At 67.6% G+C, this 16,945-nt stretch carries 15 protein-coding genes; 9 read left to right on the top strand and 6 right to left on the bottom strand.

Going from position 1 to position 16,945, the window contains the following annotated elements; translation table 11 throughout:
* Positions 1 to 2 precede the first annotated feature (2 nt).
* The 4 genes from purF to QT386_RS12745 all read left to right on the top strand — a co-directional run bounded on the left by purF (position 3) and on the right by QT386_RS12745 (position 4,315).
* Positions 3 to 1,517 carry an amidophosphoribosyltransferase gene (purF, locus tag QT386_RS12760; RefSeq protein WP_289274152.1) on the top strand — a complete coding sequence of 505 codons (1,515 nt, stop codon included), beginning with the start codon at positions 3 to 5 and terminating at the stop codon, positions 1,515 to 1,517.
* The gene (locus QT386_RS12755; RefSeq protein WP_289274151.1) at positions 1,514 to 2,071 is read left to right on the top strand and encodes a DUF2059 domain-containing protein; all 558 of its coding nucleotides are present in this window, start codon (positions 1,514 to 1,516) and stop codon (positions 2,069 to 2,071) included. Before purF ends, QT386_RS12755 begins: the two co-directional genes overlap by 4 nt.
* A gap of 174 nt (positions 2,072 to 2,245) precedes the next feature.
* Complete coding sequence (locus QT386_RS12750; protein ID WP_289274150.1) at positions 2,246 to 3,439, top strand: O-succinylhomoserine sulfhydrylase; 1,194 nt, start codon at positions 2,246 to 2,248, stop codon at positions 3,437 to 3,439.
* A 138-nt stretch (positions 3,440 to 3,577) separates the two neighbouring features.
* Positions 3,578 to 4,315 (top strand): ferritin-like domain-containing protein, encoded by a 738-nt coding sequence (locus QT386_RS12745; protein ID WP_301334299.1) that lies wholly within the window; start codon positions 3,578 to 3,580, stop codon positions 4,313 to 4,315.
* A 76-nt stretch (positions 4,316 to 4,391) separates the two neighbouring features.
* Here the strand turns inward: QT386_RS12745 and QT386_RS12740 are convergent, their stop codons facing one another.
* The gene (locus tag QT386_RS12740; RefSeq protein WP_289274148.1) at positions 4,392 to 5,234 is read right to left on the bottom strand and encodes an oxidoreductase; all 843 of its coding nucleotides are present in this window, start codon (positions 5,232 to 5,234) and stop codon (positions 4,392 to 4,394) included.
* A gap of 135 nt (positions 5,235 to 5,369) precedes the next feature.
* On the opposite strand from QT386_RS12740, the gene QT386_RS12735 reads away from it, so the two are divergent.
* Positions 5,370 to 6,263, top strand: a complete 894-nt coding sequence (locus QT386_RS12735) for an AraC family transcriptional regulator (RefSeq protein ID WP_289274147.1) — start codon at positions 5,370 to 5,372, stop codon at positions 6,261 to 6,263.
* A gap of 15 nt (positions 6,264 to 6,278) precedes the next feature.
* On the opposite strand, the gene QT386_RS12730 is transcribed toward QT386_RS12735, so the two are convergent.
* The 5 genes from QT386_RS12730 to QT386_RS12710 form a co-directional block, all read right to left on the bottom strand.
* A complete protein-coding gene (locus tag QT386_RS12730; protein WP_289274146.1) occupies positions 6,279 to 7,958 on the bottom strand; it encodes an FMN-binding glutamate synthase family protein in 1,680 nt (559 codons plus the stop codon).
* Positions 7,959 to 8,046: 88 nt separating this feature from the next.
* Positions 8,047 to 8,763 (bottom strand): UDP-2,3-diacylglucosamine diphosphatase, encoded by a 717-nt coding sequence (locus QT386_RS12725; protein WP_289274145.1) that lies wholly within the window; start codon positions 8,761 to 8,763, stop codon positions 8,047 to 8,049.
* 24 nt (positions 8,764 to 8,787) lie between these two features.
* Complete coding sequence (locus QT386_RS12720) at positions 8,788 to 9,336, bottom strand: peptidylprolyl isomerase (protein ID WP_367401436.1); 549 nt, start codon at positions 9,334 to 9,336, stop codon at positions 8,788 to 8,790.
* Between the two features lie 20 nt (positions 9,337 to 9,356).
* Entirely contained in the window at positions 9,357 to 10,349 is a 993-nt protein-coding gene (dusA, locus tag QT386_RS12715; RefSeq protein WP_289274144.1) for a tRNA dihydrouridine(20/20a) synthase DusA, read from the bottom strand.
* 61 nt (positions 10,350 to 10,410) lie between these two features.
* A complete protein-coding gene (locus QT386_RS12710) occupies positions 10,411 to 11,055 on the bottom strand; it encodes a TetR/AcrR family transcriptional regulator (protein ID WP_289274143.1) in 645 nt (214 codons plus the stop codon).
* Positions 11,056 to 11,187: 132 nt separating this feature from the next.
* On the opposite strand from QT386_RS12710, the gene QT386_RS12705 reads away from it, so the two are divergent.
* From QT386_RS12705 to QT386_RS12690, 4 genes are read left to right on the top strand one after another with little or no spacing between them, the layout of a single operon-like run.
* Entirely contained in the window at positions 11,188 to 12,354 is a 1,167-nt protein-coding gene (locus QT386_RS12705) for an isovaleryl-CoA dehydrogenase (protein WP_289274142.1), read from the top strand.
* Between the two features lie 4 nt (positions 12,355 to 12,358).
* Positions 12,359 to 13,966 (top strand): carboxyl transferase domain-containing protein, encoded by a 1,608-nt coding sequence (locus tag QT386_RS12700; protein WP_289274141.1) that lies wholly within the window; start codon positions 12,359 to 12,361, stop codon positions 13,964 to 13,966.
* A 5-nt stretch (positions 13,967 to 13,971) separates the two neighbouring features.
* Complete coding sequence (locus QT386_RS12695) at positions 13,972 to 15,960, top strand: acetyl/propionyl/methylcrotonyl-CoA carboxylase subunit alpha (protein WP_289274140.1); 1,989 nt, start codon at positions 13,972 to 13,974, stop codon at positions 15,958 to 15,960.
* Positions 15,957 to 16,877, top strand: a complete 921-nt coding sequence (locus QT386_RS12690) for a hydroxymethylglutaryl-CoA lyase (RefSeq protein ID WP_289274139.1) — start codon at positions 15,957 to 15,959, stop codon at positions 16,875 to 16,877. The genes QT386_RS12695 and QT386_RS12690 overlap by 4 nt, the downstream gene beginning before the upstream one ends.
* Positions 16,878 to 16,945 lie beyond the last annotated feature (68 nt).

Genomic DNA, 16,945 nt, shown 5'->3' with positions numbered 1-16,945 from the left:
CCATGTGCGGAATCGCCGGTATCGTCACCCAGGGCAGCGGGGTCAACTCGGAGCTCTTTGACGCCCTGACCATGCTGCAGCATCGCGGCCAGGATGCGGCAGGCATGATCACCAACGACGGCGATCGCCTGTACCTGCGCAAGGAGAACGGCCTGGTGCGCGACGTCTTCGCCAAGGACGAGCACATGGTGATGCTGCGCGGGAACATGGGGGTGGCGCATGTGCGCTATCCCACCGCGGGCTGCTCGACCTCGGCCGAGGCGCAGCCGTTCTACACCAACACGCCCTTCGGCATCTCGCTGTCGCACAACGGCAACCTGACCAATGCCGAGGAGCTGAAGCAGGAGCTGTTCCTGCAGGATCGCCGCCACCTCAACACGGAGTCCGACTCCGAGGTGCTGCTGAACGTCTTTGCCCATGAACTGATGTCGCGCGGCGCGCTGCGCCTGTCGCCGGACGACGTCTTCGCCGCCGTGTCGGGCGTGCACCAGCGCTGCCGCGGCGCCTACGCTTGCGTGGCGATGATCACCGGCTTCGGCGTGGTGGGCTTCCGCGATCCCTTCGGCATCCGCCCGGCGGTGTACGGCCGCCGCCTCACGCCCAACGGCGTGGACTACCTGATCGCCTCCGAGTCGGTGGCGCTGGATGCGCTGGGCTTCGAGATCATCGGCGACATCGCGCCGGGCGAGGCGGTGCTGATCACCATCGACGGCAAGCTGCACAAGCGCCAGTGCGCCGCCAACCCGGTGTATTCGCCCTGCCTGTTCGAGTATGTGTACCTGGCTCGTCCGGACTCGGTGATGGACAACATCTATGTCTACAAGGCGCGCCTGCGCATGGGCGTGAAGCTGGCCGAGAAGATCCTGCGGGAGTGGCCGGACCACGATATCGACGTGGTGATCCCGATCCCGGACACCAGCCGTGTGGCCGGCGCCGAGCTGGCGGCGCGCCTCGGGGTGCCGTACCGCGAGGGCTTCATCAAGAACCGCTACATCGGCCGCACCTTCATCATGCCGGGCCAGGCCCAGCGCAAGAAGTCGGTGCGCCACAAGCTGAACCCGATCGACCTGGAGTTCAAGGGCAAGAACGTGCTGCTGGTGGACGATTCCATCGTGCGCGGTACCACCTCCAAGGAGATCATCCAGATGGCCCGCGAGGCCGGCGCGGTGAAGGTCTACTTCGCCTCGGCGTCGCCGCCGGTGCGCTACCCGAACGTCTACGGCATCGACATGCCGACGGCCTCGGAGCTGGTGGCGCATGGCCATACGGTGGAGGAGCTGGAGCGCATGCTCGGCGCCGACAAGCTGATCTACCAGGATCTCAACGACCTGATCGAGGCGGTGCGTGCCGGCAACCCGCGCATCACCCGCTTCGACACCTCGGTGTTCACTGGTGAGTACATCACTCAGGACATCACCACCGAGTACCTCAACCAGCTGGAGTTGTTCCGGTCCGACGCGGCGAAGGCGGCGCGCAAGCGCGCGGCGCCCACCATCATCGAGATACAGAACGCATGAAGGCCGGGGTGCTGGCTGCCGCGCTGCTGGCGCTGGCGCTCGGCGGCGGTGCGCAGGCGGCGGAGGCCAGGGCCAAGCCCGAGGATGTCGCCCGCCTGATGCAGCTGATGCAGGTAGACCGCATGTTCGCGGGTATGCGCGAGCAGATCGGGGAGAGCATGACCCAGTCCGCGCTGGCTGCCGGCGGTGGCAGGCTCAGCGCGCCCCAGCAGGCGATCCTGCAGACGTACATGGATCGCATGGCCCAGCTGATGTTCTCCGAGCAGAGCGTGGCCCAGGTTACCGGTATCGTCTCGAAGGTCTATACCGACCAGCTCAGCGCCCGCGAGGTGAAGGACATCATCGCGTTCTACGAGTCGGCCAGCGGCCGCTCGATGATGCGCAAGATGCCGCAGATCACCCAGCAGTCCATGCAGCTGAGCCTGGAATGGGTGCGCTCGATGGAGCCGCAGATGCAGGTCCTGGCCGAAGAGATGCAGGCCGAGCTGCAGCAGTCGCTTTCGGAGCCGGCAGCGGCACCGGCACCCGCGCTGACGCCCATACCAGCGCCTTGAGCCGCTTGAGAAGGCCGCCGTTAGGCAGTAGAGTTCGCAGCGCGCTACTTTGATCCCAGCTTGCAGGCGCGGGCCTTCCCCCGGGAAAGCCCAATAAATATCGCTAAACGGGGCTGGAAGCCCGTTTGGTTTTTGACCGACGGGCTTTTTCATTGCCCGCAGGAGTGCAGGGCGGTGACCGACAAGACCGAGTATTTCGACCCTGAATGGGGCTATGCCACCCTGGGCATCCGTGCCGCCGAGCCGCGCACGGAGAACATGGAGCACTCCGCTTCGGTCTCGCTGACCTCCTCGCACGTGTACCGCAGCGCGGCCGAGGCTGCCGCGGTGTTCAGCGGGCAGCAGCCGGGCTATATCTATGCGCGCTTTTCCAACCCCACGGTAGAGGCCTTCGAGAAGCGCCTGGCGGCGCTGGAGGGCGGGGAGGCCTGCATCGCCACGGCCAGCGGCATGGTGGCGATCCAGACCCTGTGCCTGGCCCTGCTGAAGGCGGGTGACCATATCCTCGCCTCGCGTGGGCTGTTCGGCGCCAGCATCAACCTGTTCAACAACATCCTGTCGCGCTTCGGCCTGGAGACGACCTGGGTCGACCCGACCGATCCTGCGGCCTGGGAGGCGGCAGTGCGGCCGAACACGAAGCTGTTCTTCGTGGAGACGCCGTCGAACCCGCTGATGGAGCTGGCGGACATCCGCGCGCTGGCGGATATCGCCCATGCGCATGGCGCACTGCTGGCAGTGGACAACTGCTTCCTGACGCCGGTGCTGAGCCAGCCGCTGAAGCTGGGGGCCGACTTCGTGATCCACTCGGGCACCAAGTACATCGACGGCCAGGGGCGCTGTATCGGCGGCGCCATCGTTGGCGATGCGCAGCGGGTGGGCAAGGACATCTACAGCTACATGAGGACGGCCGGGCCCTGCCTGTCGCCGTTCAATGCCTGGGTCTTCCTGAAGGGCCTGGAGACGCTGGCTCTGCGCATGCGCGCGCACAGCGACAGCGCGCTGAAGCTGGCGCAGTGGCTGAAGACGCAGCCGCGCGTGAAACGTGTGTTCTACCCGGGCCTGCCGGAGCATCCGCAGCACGAGTTGGCCAAGAAGCAGCAGAGCGGCTTCGGCGGCATCGTCAGCTTCGAAGTGGAGGGCGGCCGCGAGGCGGCCTGGAAGCTGGTGGACAGCACCAGGATGTTGTCGATCACCGCCAATCTCGGCGATACGCGCAGCACGATCACGCACCCGGCGACCACCACGCATGCGCGCGTGACGCCGGAGGCGCGTGAGCAGGCCGGCATCACCGAGAGCCTGCTGCGCATCTCGGTGGGCCTGGAGGACATCGAGGACATCATCCGCGACCTGGAGCGCGGGCTGGCCTGAGTTCCAGGCGGCGCACGGATGACTCTGCGGGAGTTACAGAAACCCTCTCTCCCGGCCTCTCTCCCGCAAGCGGGAGAGAGGAGTGAAGACGTGGTTGCCTTTGCCGCGATATATGACGCGCTGGCGGAGCGCGATCCGATGGTCAAGTGTGGGTGGGTGGCGGCGCTGGTGCTGCCGGAAGGTGATTTCGGCGCGCCGCCGGTGGCCGAGGATGGCGCCGGGGTTCCGGGCCGTCCCGAGCGCCCGGCGCTGATCCGCCCGCGTGACGTGCCGCACCGTGGCCTGGGCAGCGTCGCCGGGCGCGTGGCCCTGCTGCATGCGGTGGCGCATATCGAGTTCAATGCGATCAACCTGGCGCTGGATGCCTGCTGGCGCTTTCGCGGCATGCCGGCCGACTACTACCGCGACTGGCTCAGCGTGGCCCAGGACGAGGCGCGGCATTTCTCGCTGCTGTCGGCGCGCCTGGCCCAGCTCGGCGCTGCCTATGGCGAGCTGCCAGCGCACAACGGGCTGTGGGAAGCCGCGGAGAAGACGGCCACCGATCCGCTGCTGCGCATGGCGCTGGTGCCGCGGGTGCTGGAGGCTCGCGGCCTGGACGTGACGCCGGGGATGATCGGGCGGCTGACTGAAGTGGGCGACGCCGAGACGGTGGCGATCCTGCGCGTGATCCTCGACGAGGAAGTGCGCCACGTGGCGATCGGCACGCGCTGGTTCGAGTTCCTCTGCGGGCAGCGTGGGCTGGAACCGCAGCCCACCTTCGCCAGGCTGCTGGCCGAGCACCGCGTGCGCGTGGCGCCGCCGCTGAACCGCGAGGCGCGGGTCAGGGCGGGCTTTGCCGAGGATGAGATGGACGCGTTGCTGGCGGCCCCGCGCTAAGGGCTTTTCTGCCCTCAGGGGTGCTCGCCATGTTGGCAAAGCCGCCACTAAGTATGGGTTGTCGGGCGGGTTGCGATCAGTCCCACTGTCCATCCACCGAGCGAGATAGCTCGCGATGTGTATCCATCTCCGCATGGACCTGAGCAAGGCGCGCCTCGACCATTTCCAGCGAATCGCTGCCGGCGGAGAAGCGCAGCGGCGGATTCTCCATGGCAGCGAGCTTGAGCATGGCCTGGGCCAGGTGCACCGGGTCGCCGGGCTGCTGGTGGCTGCGCTGTTCGTAGAAGCTACGCAACTGCGTGGAAAGCTCGGCGTAGTCCGGGATCGTGGAGTCGGCGTAGCGCACCGAGCGCGGGTCGAGGAAGTCGGTGCGGATGTAGCCGGGACCGACGATGCTCACATGTATGCCCAGCGCCTTGACCTCGTCCGCCAGCGAGAGTGAAAAGCCCTCCACTGCGAACTTGCTGGCGCAGTACAGGCTGGCGGACACGGCGCCGATGATGCCTCCCACGGATGAGACGTTGATGATGTGGCCGCTGCGGCGGGCGCGCATGCCGGGCAGCACGGCGCGCGTGACGTCGAACAGGCCGAAGACGTTTGTGTCGAACTGGGCGCGCGCGTCGGCGTCGCTGCTTTCCTCGAACAGGCTGAGGTGGCCGTAGCCGGCGTTGTTGACCAGCACGTCGATGGCGCCGAAGCGGGCCTGCGCGGCAGCGACCGCGGCGGTGATCTGCGCCGGCTGGGTGACGTCGAGGTCCAGGGCCAGCAGGGAGTCGTGCGGGCCGAGGGCTGCGGTGACGTCGACGGCGCGTCGGGAGGTGGCAGCCACGCGGCGGCCGGCGGCCAGGGCGGCGCGGGCGAGTTCCAGGCCGATGCCGCGGCTGGCGCCGGTGATGAACCAGGCGGGGTTGGTGGACATGTGGAGGCTCCTGCTCATTGGGGAGCTCATGCTGCTCCCACCGCTGGGAGGACCGTGAACGCATTCCTGCCCAATGCTTGCCCGATCCTGCCAAAGCCGAGCGGTATGGATAGGCTCTCTGCTATGGTCGTTCCCATGACGAGCATCCTTCCGGAACTGCGGGACCTGGTGCTGCGGCATGCGGTGGCGGCGACCACGCCGACCTCGGTGCCCGGCTTGACGCTGTATCGCTCGGATACCGTGAGCCTGCCGATGCCGGTGGTGTACGAGCCGATGCTTTGCGTGATCGTGCAGGGGCGCAAGCGGGTTACGCTGGGCGATACGGTCTGCCACTACGACGCGGCCCATAGCCTGGTGGCGTCCCTGGACCTGCCGGTAGTGGGCGTGGTCTGCGAGGCCACGCGGGAGATGCCGTACCTGTCGCTGTCGCTACGGCTGGATCGCGTGGAACTGGCGGCGTTGCTGCTGCAGATGCCGTCCTCACCGCCACCAGTGCAGGACTTCGCCGGGCTGGAGGTCACGCCGCTGTCGCCGCAGCTGGTCAGCGCCTGCCAGCGACTGGCGGAGCTGCTGGATGCGCCGGCTGACATCCCGATCCTCGCGCCGCTGCTGCGGCGCGAGGTGCTGTATCGCTTGCTGACCGGCCCGCATGGCCCGATGCTGCGCCAGATCGCACGCGGCGAGGGTCGGTTGGGACAGGTGCAGCAGGCCATCGCCTGGATCCGCGAGCACTACGACCGCCCGCTGCGGGTCGAGGCGCTGGCGACGCAGGTGGCGCTTAGCCCGTCGTCGCTGCACCGGCATTTCAAGGCGGCGACGCGCCTAAGCCCCTTGCAGTACCAGAAGCATTTGCGGCTGCAGGCGGCGCGCGAGCGGTTGATGAGCGAATCCGCCGACGCGGCCGAGGTGGCCTATGCGGTGGGCTACGAGAGCCCTTCGCAGTTCAGCCGCGAGTTCCGGCGCCTGTTCGGCCATCCGCCGGCACAGGCGGCGCGGCGCTGGCGGATGGAGGCGGTCGCGGCGGGCTGATACCGCCGGCGGCGCTCAGTGCGCCATCTGGGAGGTTTTGATGCCGTTGAATTTCGGCGGCGGCAGTTCCTTGTCCGCCGGCACCTGGGCCTCGAAGGTATGCGCCGCCGCCATGTGCCAGAAATACTGGTACACCGGGTGGTTGGCGCGGTTCTCCAGCAGGTCGCCGGGGTTGAGCCAGGTGATCAGGTTGGAGACCAGGCGCACGTCGTTGGCGGAGACGCGCCGCACGATATGGCGCGGCTGCAGCTCTGAGGGATGCTGCATGCCGGCCGCGCCCACCAGCTCGCCCAGGGCGTGCAGGGTATGGTGGTGAAACTGGTGTACGCGCACGGCCTTGTCGGCGGGCACCAAGGCGCGTTGGCGCAGCTTGTCCTGGGCGGTTACGCCGGTGGGACAGTGGCCGGTGTGGCAGGTCTGGGCCTGCAGGCAGCCGAGCGCGAACATGAAGCCGCGGCCGCTGTTGCACCAGTCCGCGCCCAGCGCCATGTAGCGCGCCATGTCGAATGCCGAGATGATCTTGCCGCTGGCGCCGATGCTGACGCGGTCCTTGAGGTTCAGGCCCACCAGGGTGTTTCGCACCAGCAGCAGGGCTTCCTGCAGCGGTGTGCCGACGTGGTCGCTGAACTCCACCGGGGCGGCGCCGGTTCCGCCCTCGCCGCCGTCCACCACGATGAAGTCCGGCGTGATGTCGGTCTCCAGCATGGCCTTGCAGATGGCGAAGAATTCCCAGGGGTGGCCGAGGGCGAACTTGAAGCCGACGGGCTTGCCGCCGGAGAGCTCGCGCAGGCGCGCGATGAACTGCATCAGCTCGATCGGCGTGGTGAAGGCGGAGTGACGCGGCGGCGAGATGCAGTCCACGCCCATGGGTACTCCTCGCGCCTCGGCGATCTCCGGCGTGACCTTGGCGGCGGGCAGCACGCCGCCGTGGCCGGGCTTGGCGCCCTGCGACAGCTTGATCTCGATCATCTTGACCTGCGGATCGCGCGCGTTGCGGGCGAAGAGGTCGGCGTCGAAGCGGCCCTGGCTGTCGCAGCAGCCGAAGTAGCCGCTGCCGATCTCCCAGATCAGGTCGCCGCCGTGCTCGCGGTGGTAGCGGCTGATGGAGCCCTCGCCGGTGTCATGGGCGAAGCCGCCGAGTTGCGCGCCCTTGTTCAGAGCCAGTACGGCGTTGGCCGACAGCGCGCCGAAGCTCATCGCCGAGATGTTGAACACGGAGGCGTTGTAGGGCTGGGCGCAGTTCTTCTCGCCGATGGTCACGCGGAAATTGGTGTCGGCGATGCGCAGCGGCATCATCGAGTGGTTGATCCACTCGTAGTCGTTGGCATAGACGTTGTGCTGCGTGCCGAAGGGGCGCAGGTCGATCTGGCTCTTGGCACGCTGGTAGACCAGGGAGCGCTGCGCACGCGAGAAGGGAATGGGCTCGGTGTCCGACTCCAGGAAGTACTGGCGAATCTCGGGGCGGATGAATTCCAGGATGAAGCGCAGGTGCGCCAGGATCGGGTAGTTGCGGCGGATGGACTGCTTGCCCTGCGCCAGGTCCCAGACGCCGACGAATACGAAGAAGCCGGCCACGGCGGCCACCAGCCACCAGCCGGGCTGGACGAAGCCGGCCGCAAGGCTCAGCAGGGTCAACAGGCAGGCGGCTGCGAATGCGAAAAAGCGCGCCGGCAGCCAGGATGGCCATACCGTCATCGTTTCCTCCTTCACGAGCGGTGGCACCGCCCGGTCACCAGTATAGGCGCTGGCGGATGACGGCTGCGTGCAAGGCAGCCGCCCGGCGTCAGACCGTCAGCCGGAACATCCCCTCGCGGGTCATGGCGAGGTATTCCATGCGCTCGGGCCGCCAGTCGGCCAGCACGATGCGCTGCATGCCTTCGGCCAGGTCGTGCTGGGCGGGGCGGTGGGTGTGGCCATGGATCAGCTGGTGGGCGCCGGAGAGCTTGAAGAAGGCCTCCACGGCGGTGGCGTTGACGTCCATGATGTCTTCCGGCTTATAGCGTTTGCCGGTGTTGCTGCGCTGGCGCACGCGCTGGGCGATGCGCTCGCGCCAGACGCGGGGCATGGCGCGGAAGATGCGTTGTGCGGTGGGGTTGTGGGCGAAGCGGCGCCAGCGCTGGTAGCCGATGTCGTCGGTGCACAGCAGGTCCCCATGCGACAGGACGATGATGCTGCCGTAGAGCTCGATGACGGCGGGGTCGCGCAGCAGCTCCATGCCGCTGAGGGCGCAGAAGTCCTCGCCGATCAGGAAGTCACGGTTGCCGCGCTGGAAGTAGAGCTTCACGCCCTGCTGCGACAGCGTGGCGAGCAGAGCCACCTCGGCGGCGTATTCCTGCATGCCGAGATCATCGCCGATCCAGTACTGGAAGAGGTCCCCGAGGATGTAGACCGCCTCGGCGTCGCGGGCGGGTCCTTCGAGGAACCGCCGGAAACCCTCGCGGAAAGGCGAGGGCCCCGGCGGCAGGTGCAGGTCGGACAGGAACAGCGTGCGCGGGGTCACGCTAGTCGGACCTGCATTGCGGTCTTACTTGCCTTCGACGACCGTGACCTTGGTGATCACGATCGGGGTGACGGGCACGTCGCCAGGGCCGGTACGGGTCACGGCGATCTTGTCCACCACTTCCATGCCCTCTGTGACCTTGCCGAACACGGCGTAGCCCCAGCCGTCCTGGCCCGGGTAGTTGAGGAAGTCGTTGTCTTTGTGATTGATGAAGAACTGCGAGCTGGCCGAGTGCGGCACCGACGTGCGGGCCATGGCAATGGTGCCGCGGTCGTTCCTCAAGCCGTTCTTGGCCTCGTTCTCGATCGAGGCGCGGGTCTTGCGCTGGTTGCCCTGCTCGTCCATGCCGCCGCCCTGGATCATGAAGCCCTTGATCACGCGGTGGAATACCAGACCGTCGTAGTGACCGTCCTTGGCGTACTGGACGAAGTTGGCGACCGACTTGGGCGCCTTGGCGGAGTCGAGCTCCAGCGTGATGTTGCCTTCGGTGGTTTCCATCAGCACCTTCACGGGTGCGGCATTTGCAATCGACATGGTGAGTCCCAGGGCTAGAGAGAGCAGCAATTGTTTCATGTTTTTGTCCTTCAATGAGTTCAGGCAGCGGGTCGCAGGGTGGCGGCCTCCACCTCGGCCAATGCGGCACGGATCACGTCCGAGCCGGCACCGGGCCGGGTGGCATTCTGCGAGATCACGCGGCGGAATGCTCGTCCGCCGGGCTGGCCACGGAACAGGCCGAGGATGTGGCGGCTGATGTGGTTGAGATGGGCACCGGCCGCCAGCTCGCGGTCTACGTAGTCCAGCAGCGCTTCGATCACGGCCGGGCGCGTCAGTTCCACGGCGGGCTCGCCGTAGATGCGCGAATCCACCTGGGACATCAGGTAAGGGTTCTCGTAGACCTCGCGGCCGAGCATGACGCCGTCCAGCTCCTGCATCTGATCGGCGCAGGCATCCAGCGTCTTGAGGCCGCCGTTGAGCACGATGGTGAGCTGCGGGAATTCGCGCTTGAGGCGGTGCACCACCTCGTACTGCAGCGGCGGGATCTCGCGGTTCTCCTTGGGCGAAAGGCCCTTGAGCCAGGCCTTGCGCGCGTGGACCACGAAGATCGTGCAGCCGGCGGCGGCGACGGTCTCGATGAACTGCTTGAGGAAGACGTAGTCCTCGGACTCGTCCACGCCGATACGGGTCTTGACCGTGACCGGCAGGTGGGTGGCGCGGCGCATGGCGGCCACGGCGGCGGCGACGCGCTCCGGCTCCTTCATCAGGCAGGCGCCGAAGCGGCCTTCCTGCACACGGTCGGAAGGGCAGCCGCAGTTGAGGTTGATCTCGTCGTAGCCATAGGCCGTGCCGATCTCGGCGCAGCGGGCCAGGTCCTCCGGTTCGGAGCCGCCGAGCTGCAGGGCCACGGGGTGTTCGCCGGGGTGGAAGCGCAGGTGGCGCTCGCGGTCGCCATGGATGATGGCGCCGGTGGTGACCATCTCGGTGTAGAGCCAGGCGCGGCGGGACATGAGGCGCAGGAAGAACCGGCAGTGCCGGTCGGTCCAGTCCATCATGGGGGCGACGCAAAATTTACGTTCTATATCAGTCACTTGACAAATGACTTGAGGCGGCGTTCGGCACGACAAGGATTTTGTCGCACATTTTAAGCCGCTAGACGCGTTGGCGCTTGGGCTGTTTCGCAGGGGCGACGGGGATGCCAGCCACGGCGCGGGCGCAGAAATCGACGATGGCGGTGACCAGCTTCTCGTCCTTGCTGCGCGGGGTGGTCGGGGCCACCGGGCGCACCAGGGCCTCGGTGAAGGCGCCGACGATGCAGGCGGCGGCCACGTCCACGGACTGCGGGGGGAACTCTCCGGAGGCCACACCCTGGCCCAGGACGGTCTTGAACACGTCGCTGAACTCCTGGCGGCAGAGGATACGGGCGGCATCGACCTCGGGGTCGATCGGCTCGGCGATGAAGGCGTAGGCGAGGTGCGGGCCTTCCAGGGCGCGGCGGGCGAAGGACTCGACGGCGGCGCGCAGGCGCTGATCCGCCGTGCCGGGCTTGGCGATGATCTCGCGCAGAATGGCGCATTCGCGCCGCACGGCCTCGGTCAGTACCTCCACGAACAGGTCCGCCTTGGAGGGGAAGTAGCGATACAGGGCGCCGGTGGACAGGCCGGCGGCGGCCGCCACAGCGTTGATCGAGGCATCGCGGAAGCCGCCCTGGGCGACCAGGGTGCGGGCCGCACGCAGGATCCGCTCGCGGTTTTCCGCGAGGCGTTCCTGCATCAGGGCGGAGCGCTGGTAGGCCATGTTGCGAGTATAAAATGAATCCTGGTTAAATTTGTGAAAGTGACTTCACTTTTTTCCAGGGGAGGCTTAGGATGCAGGCCTTCCGGGGGTCCCGGACCCCGTCGTCCACCGTTTCCAGCAGGCAGCCAGACCATGACCTACAAGAGCCTCAATTTCGACCTGGGTGAAGACATCGACCAGCTGCGCGAGGCCACCCAGCGCTTCGCCGCGGGCGAGGTCGCCCCGCTGGCGGCGCAGGCCGACCACGAGAACGCCTTCCCCAACCAGCTCTGGCGCAAGTTCGGCGAGCTGGGCCTGCTGGGCCTGACGGTGGAGGAGGAGTACGGCGGCACCAACATGGGCTACCTGGCCCACGTGGTGGCGATGGAGGAGATCTCCCGTGCCTGCTCGGCGATCGGCCTGTCCTACGGCGCGCACTCCAACCTCTGCGTGAACCAGTTGCGCAAGAACGGTAACGAGGCACAGAAGCAGAAGTACCTGCCCAAGCTGGTCAGCGGCGAGCATATCGGCGCGCTGGCGATGAGCGAGCCGGGCGCCGGCTCCGACGTGGTCAGCATGAAGCTGCGCGCCGACAAGAGGGGCGACCGCTATGTGCTCAACGGCAACAAGATGTGGATCACCAACGGCCCTGACGCCAACACCCTGATCATCTATGCCAAGACCGACATGGCCGCCGGCTCGCGCGGCATGACGGCGTTCATCGTCGAGAAGACCTTCAAGGGCTTCAGCACGGCGCAGAAGCTGGACAAGCTCGGCATGCGTGGCTCCAACACTTGCGAGCTGGTGTTCACGGACTGCGAGGTGCCGGAAGAGAACGTGCTCGGCGCGGTGGGCCGCGGCGTCAACGTGCTGATGTCAGGCCTGGACTACGAGCGCGTGGTGCTCTCCGGCGGCCCGCTGGGCATCATGCAGGCCTGCCTCGACGTGGTGGTGCCGTACATCCACGACCGCAAGCAGTTCGGCCAGTCGATCGGCGAGTTCCAGCTGATGCAGGGCAAGCTGGCCGATATGTATGTGGGCCTGGCGGCCTGCCGCGCCTATGTCTACGCCGTGGCCCGCGCCTGCGACCGCGGCGAGACCGCGCGCAAGGACGCCGCCGGCGCGATCCTGTACTCCGCCGAGAAGGCCACCTGGATGGCCGGGCAGGCGATCCAGGCCCTGGGTGGCAACGGCTACATCAACGAATTCCCCACCGGCCGCCTATGGCGCGACGCCAAGCTGTACGAGATCGGCGCCGGCACCTCGGAAATCCGCCGCATGTTGATCGGCCGCGAGCTGTTCGGCGAATCCAAGCACTGATCCTATGAGCGCCATCAAATCCAAGATCCGCACGAACTCCGCCGAGTTCCAGGCCAATGCCGCGCAGATGCGCGCGCAGGTCGAGGAGCTCCGCGCCAGGACCGCCGAAGCCGCACGCGGCGGTTCCGAGAGCGCCCGCCAGAAGCACACCGCGCGCGGCAAGCTGCTGCCGCGTGACCGCATCGACGGCCTGCTCGACCCGGGCTCGGCCTTCCTCGAGATCTCTGCGCTGGCCGGCAACGGCATGTACAACGGCGAGGTGCCTTGCGCGGGCGTGGTCGCCGGCATCGGCAGCATCAACGGTCGCGAGTGCATGATCGTGGCCAATGACGCTACGGTGAAGGGCGGTACCTACTACCCGGTCACGGTGAAGAAGCATCTGCGCGCGCAAGAGATCGCCCGCGAGAATCGGCTGCCCTGCGTGTATCTGGTGGACTCGGGTGGCGCCTTCCTGCCGATGCAGGACGAGGTCTTCCCGGATCGCGACCATTTCGGCCGCATCTTCTACAACCAGGCCAACCTGTCGGCTCAGGGCATTCCGCAGATCGCCTGCGTGATGGGCTCCTGCACCGCCGGCGGTGCCTATGTGCCGGCGATGTCGGACGAGACCGTCATCGTCAAGAACCAGGGCACGATCTTCCTCGGCGGCCCGCCGCTGGTGAAGGCGGCGACGGGCGAGGTGGTGAGCGCCGAGGACCTGGGCGGCGCGGACGTGCACACGCGCATCTCCGGTGTGGCCGATCACTTTGCCGAGAACGACCACCACGCGCTGTCGCTGGTGCGCCGCATCGTCGGCAACCTCAACATCCGCAAGCAGCCGGGCGTGGACATCCAGACGCCGGAAGCGCCGCTGTACGACCCGGAAGAGATCTACGGCATCATCCCGGCTGACACGCGCAAGCCCTATGACGTGCGCGAGGTCATTGCCCGCATCGTCGACGGCTCGCGCCTGGACGAGTTCAAGGCGCGCTACGGCAGCACGCTGGTCACCGGCTTCGCCCACATCCACGGCTACCCGGTGGGGATCGTCGCCAACAACGGCATCCTGTTCTCGGAGTCGGCCCAGAAGGGCGCGCACTTCATCGAGCTCTGCGCGCAGCGTGGCATCCCGCTGCTCTTTCTGCAGAACATCACCGGCTTCATGGTCGGCCGCAAATACGAGAACGCAGGTATCGCCAAGGACGGCGCCAAGCTGGTAACGGCCGTCGCCACCGCCCAGGTGCCGAAGCTCACCGTGCTGATCGGTGGCTCCTTTGGTGCCGGCAACTACGGCATGTGCGGCCGTGCCTACTCGCCGCGTTTCCTGTGGACCTGGCCGAATTCGCGCATCTCCGTGATGGGCGGCGAACAGGCGGCCTCGGTGCTCGCCACGGTGCGCCGTGACGGCCTGGAAGCCCAGGGCAAGACCTGGAGCATGGAGGAGGAGGAGAAGTTCAAGGCCCCGACTCGTGCGCAGTTCGAACTGCAGGGTAGCCCGTACTACGCCAGCGCGCGCCTCTGGGACGACGGCATCGTCGATCCCGCGCAGACCCGCCGCCTGCTGGCTCTGGGCCTGTCGGCCTCGCTCAACGCTCCGATTCCGCAGACGCGGTTCGGCGTCTTCCGCATGTGATCGCCATGTTCACGAAAATCCTCATTGCCAACCGCGGCGAGATCGCCTGCCGCGTCATCGCCACCTGCCGCCGCCTGGGCATCCGCACCGTGGCGGTGTACTCCGAGGCGGATGCCGGCTCGCGCCACGTGCGCCTCGCCGACGAGGCCTACTGCGTGGGCCCCGCCGCCTCGCGTGAAAGCTACCTGCGCGCCGACCGCATCCTGGAGGTCGCCAGGCAGAGCGGCGCCCAGGCGGTGCACCCGGGCTATGGCTTCCTGTCGGAGAATGAGGGCTTCGCCGAGGCCTGCGCCGCGGCCGGTGTCGTATTCATCGGCCCGCCGGTGAGTGCCATCCATGCCATGGGCTCCAAGTCCGCCGCCAAGGCGCTGATGGAGAAGGCCGGCGTGCCGCTGGTGCCGGGTTACCACGGCGACCAGCAGGAGCCGGCCTTCCTGCGCCAGCAGGCCGACAAGATTGGCTACCCGGTGCTGATCAAGGCTTCTGCCGGCGGTGGCGGCAAGGGCATGCGCGTGGTCGAGCGCAGCGAAGATTTTGAAGCGGCCCTGGCGTCCTGCCAGCGCGAGGCCCGCGCCAGCTTCGGCGACGACCGCGTGCTGATCGAGAAGTACCTGGGGCGCCCGCGCCACATCGAGATCCAGGTGTTCGGCGACACCAAGGGCAACGTGATCCATCTGCACGAGCGTGACTGCTCGGCGCAGCGCCGCCACCAGAAGGTGGTGGAGGAAGCCCCGGCCCCGGGCATGAGCGCGGAGCGCCGCGCGGCCATGGGCAAGGCGGCCTGCGATGCCGCAAGGGCCGTGGGATATGTCGGTGCCGGCACCGTGGAGTTCATTGCGGACCAGAGTGGTTCGTTCTACTTCATGGAGATGAACACCCGCCTGCAGGTGGAGCATCCGGTCACCGAGATGATCACGGGGCAGGACCTGGTGGAATGGCAGCTGCGCGTGGCCGCCGGCCAGCCGCTGCCGCTGACGCAGGACCAGGTGCCGCTGCGTGGGCACTCGATCGAGGTGCGTGTCTACGCCGAGGAGCCCGAGAAGGGCTTTCTGCCGTCGATCGGCCGCCTGGTGCATTGCGCGCCGCCGGCGGCCTCGGCCAACGTGCGTATCGACACCGGCGTAGAGCAGGGCGACGAGATCAGCCCGCACTACGACCCGATGATCGCCAAGCTGATCGTCTGGGACGAGAACCGCGAGCGCGCTACTGAGCGCATGCTGGCGGCGCTGTCGCAGTTCCAGATCGTCGGCGTGGGCAACAACATCGCCTTCCTGTCGCGCCTGGTCGGCCACGCCGAATTCCGTGCGGGCACCGTGGACACCGGCCTGATCGCCCGTGAGGGCGATGCGCTGCTGACCGGCGATGCCTCGCTGCCGGTGGCTGCGGTGGAAGCGGCGGCGCTGTGGACCGCGACGCAGGAGCAGCAGCGCCTGCGCGAGCAGTCCGCGGCGTCGCTGGATCTGCATTCCCCTTGGGGGCAAGCCGACGGCTGGCGCATCAACGCCCATCTTTCGCGACGCATGGAGTTCAGCGCGGGCGAGCAGCGCCGCGAACTGAACCTGCAGTACGGCGCGCAGGGCCTGGCTATCGATGGCGAGGCGGTGCGAGTCGCCACCTCGGCGAATGGCGCCCTGTGCTACGCCGTGGGCGATCGCAAGGCTGAGGCCACGGTGGTGGCGCTGGGCGAGCAGTTGCACGTATTCCTGGGTGGTCGCCACTGGGCGATGAACCTGAAGGACCCGCTGGCGCATGCCGGTGAGGAGCAGGATGCGCATGGCGGCCTGGCGGCGCCGATGCCTGGCAAGATCGTGGCGCTGCTGGTGGAACCGGGCGCCGAAGTGGAGAAGGGCGCGCCGCTGCTGGTGATGGAGGCGATGAAGATGGAGCACACGCTCTGCGCTCCCGCCAACGGCGTGGTGCAGGCCTTCCTGGCCGCGGTGGGCGAGCAGGTCAAGGACGGTATGGAACTGGTCGACTTCAAGGTGGCCTCGTGAGTCGGCTGCCGCAGCGGGTCAAGCTGGTCGAGGTCGGTGTTCGCGACGGCCTGCAGAACGAGCCGGGCGTGGTGCCCACCGAGATCAAGCTGGGGCTGATCACGCGGCTGGCCGATGCCGGCCTGCGTAACATCGAGGCTACGGCCTTCGTCTCGCCCAAGTGGGTGCCGCAGATGGCGGACCACGACGCGGTGATGCGCGCTGCGCCGCGTCGCGCGGGTATGACCTACTCGGTGCTGGCACCCAACCCCAAGGGTTTCGAGGCGGCGGTGGCGGCGGGGGCGCAGGAGGTGGCGGTGTTTGGCGCCGCGTCCGAGGCCTTCACGCAGAAGAACATCAATTGCTCCATTGCCGAGAGCCTGAAGCGCTTCGAGGACGTGGTGCTGGCGGCGAAGCAGCAGGGCATCCCCGTGCGCGCCTACGTCTCCACCGCGCTGGGTTGCCCCTACCAGGGCGACGTGGCCCCGGAGAAGGTGGCCGAGGTGGCGGGCGAGATCTACGACATGGGCTGCCACGAGATCTCGCTGGGCGACACCATCGGCGTGGGTACGCCGCTGGCAACGCGGCGCATGATCGAGGCGGTGGCCCGGCGCGTGCCGCTGGAGCGGCTGGCCGGGCATTTCCACGATACCTACGGCCAGGCGCTGGCCAACGTGCTGGCCTCGCTGGAAAGCGGCGTGACGGTGTTCGACAGCTCGGTGGCGGGCCTCGGCGGCTGCCCCTATGCCGCCGGTGCTTCCGGCAACGTGGCGAGCGAGGACCTGGTGTACATGCTGCAGGGCATGGGCATCGAAACCGGTGTGGACCTGAAGGCGCTGGCCGCGGCCGGCGACTACATCAGCCAGGCGCTCGGCCGGCCGACGCGCTCCCGCGTGGCGCTGGCGCTGGCAAGCAAGGCCGCCAAGACGGCGGGCTGAGCCCACCGCGTCTTCCGTCGGGGTTCAATCCGCGGCCCTTTCGGACAATCCCCTCCGCGGGTGACTGC

Source organism: Solimonas sp. SE-A11, from assembly GCF_030345715.1.
Taxonomy (GTDB): Bacteria; Pseudomonadota; Gammaproteobacteria; order Nevskiales; family Nevskiaceae; genus Solimonas_A.
This window is presented reverse-complemented; position numbering and strand designations above follow the sequence as displayed.

Bases quoted from the DNA above. Each gene is read 5' to 3' on its own strand.
- QT386_RS12730 (WP_289274146.1), bottom strand. From the start codon at position 7,958: ATGACGGTATGGCCATCCTGGCTGCCGGCGCGCTTTTTCGCATTCGCA.
- QT386_RS12705 (WP_289274142.1), top strand. From the start codon at position 11,188: ATGACCTACAAGAGCCTCAATTTCGACCTGGGTGAAGACATCGACCAG.
- QT386_RS12740 (WP_289274148.1), bottom strand. From the start codon at position 5,234: ATGTCCACCAACCCCGCCTGGTTCATCACCGGCGCCAGCCGCGGCATC.
- purF (WP_289274152.1), top strand. From the start codon at position 3: ATGTGCGGAATCGCCGGTATCGTCACCCAGGGCAGCGGGGTCAACTCG.
- QT386_RS12745 (WP_301334299.1), top strand. From the start codon at position 3,578: ATGGTCAAGTGTGGGTGGGTGGCGGCGCTGGTGCTGCCGGAAGGTGAT.
- QT386_RS12755 (WP_289274151.1), top strand. From the start codon at position 1,514: ATGAAGGCCGGGGTGCTGGCTGCCGCGCTGCTGGCGCTGGCGCTCGGC.
- QT386_RS12700 (WP_289274141.1), top strand. From the start codon at position 12,359: ATGAGCGCCATCAAATCCAAGATCCGCACGAACTCCGCCGAGTTCCAG.
- QT386_RS12695 (WP_289274140.1), top strand. From the start codon at position 13,972: ATGTTCACGAAAATCCTCATTGCCAACCGCGGCGAGATCGCCTGCCGC.
- QT386_RS12720 (WP_367401436.1), bottom strand. From the start codon at position 9,336: ATGAAACAATTGCTGCTCTCTCTAGCCCTGGGACTCACCATGTCGATT.
- QT386_RS12735 (WP_289274147.1), top strand. From the start codon at position 5,370: ATGACGAGCATCCTTCCGGAACTGCGGGACCTGGTGCTGCGGCATGCG.
- QT386_RS12710 (WP_289274143.1), bottom strand. From the start codon at position 11,055: ATGGCCTACCAGCGCTCCGCCCTGATGCAGGAACGCCTCGCGGAAAAC.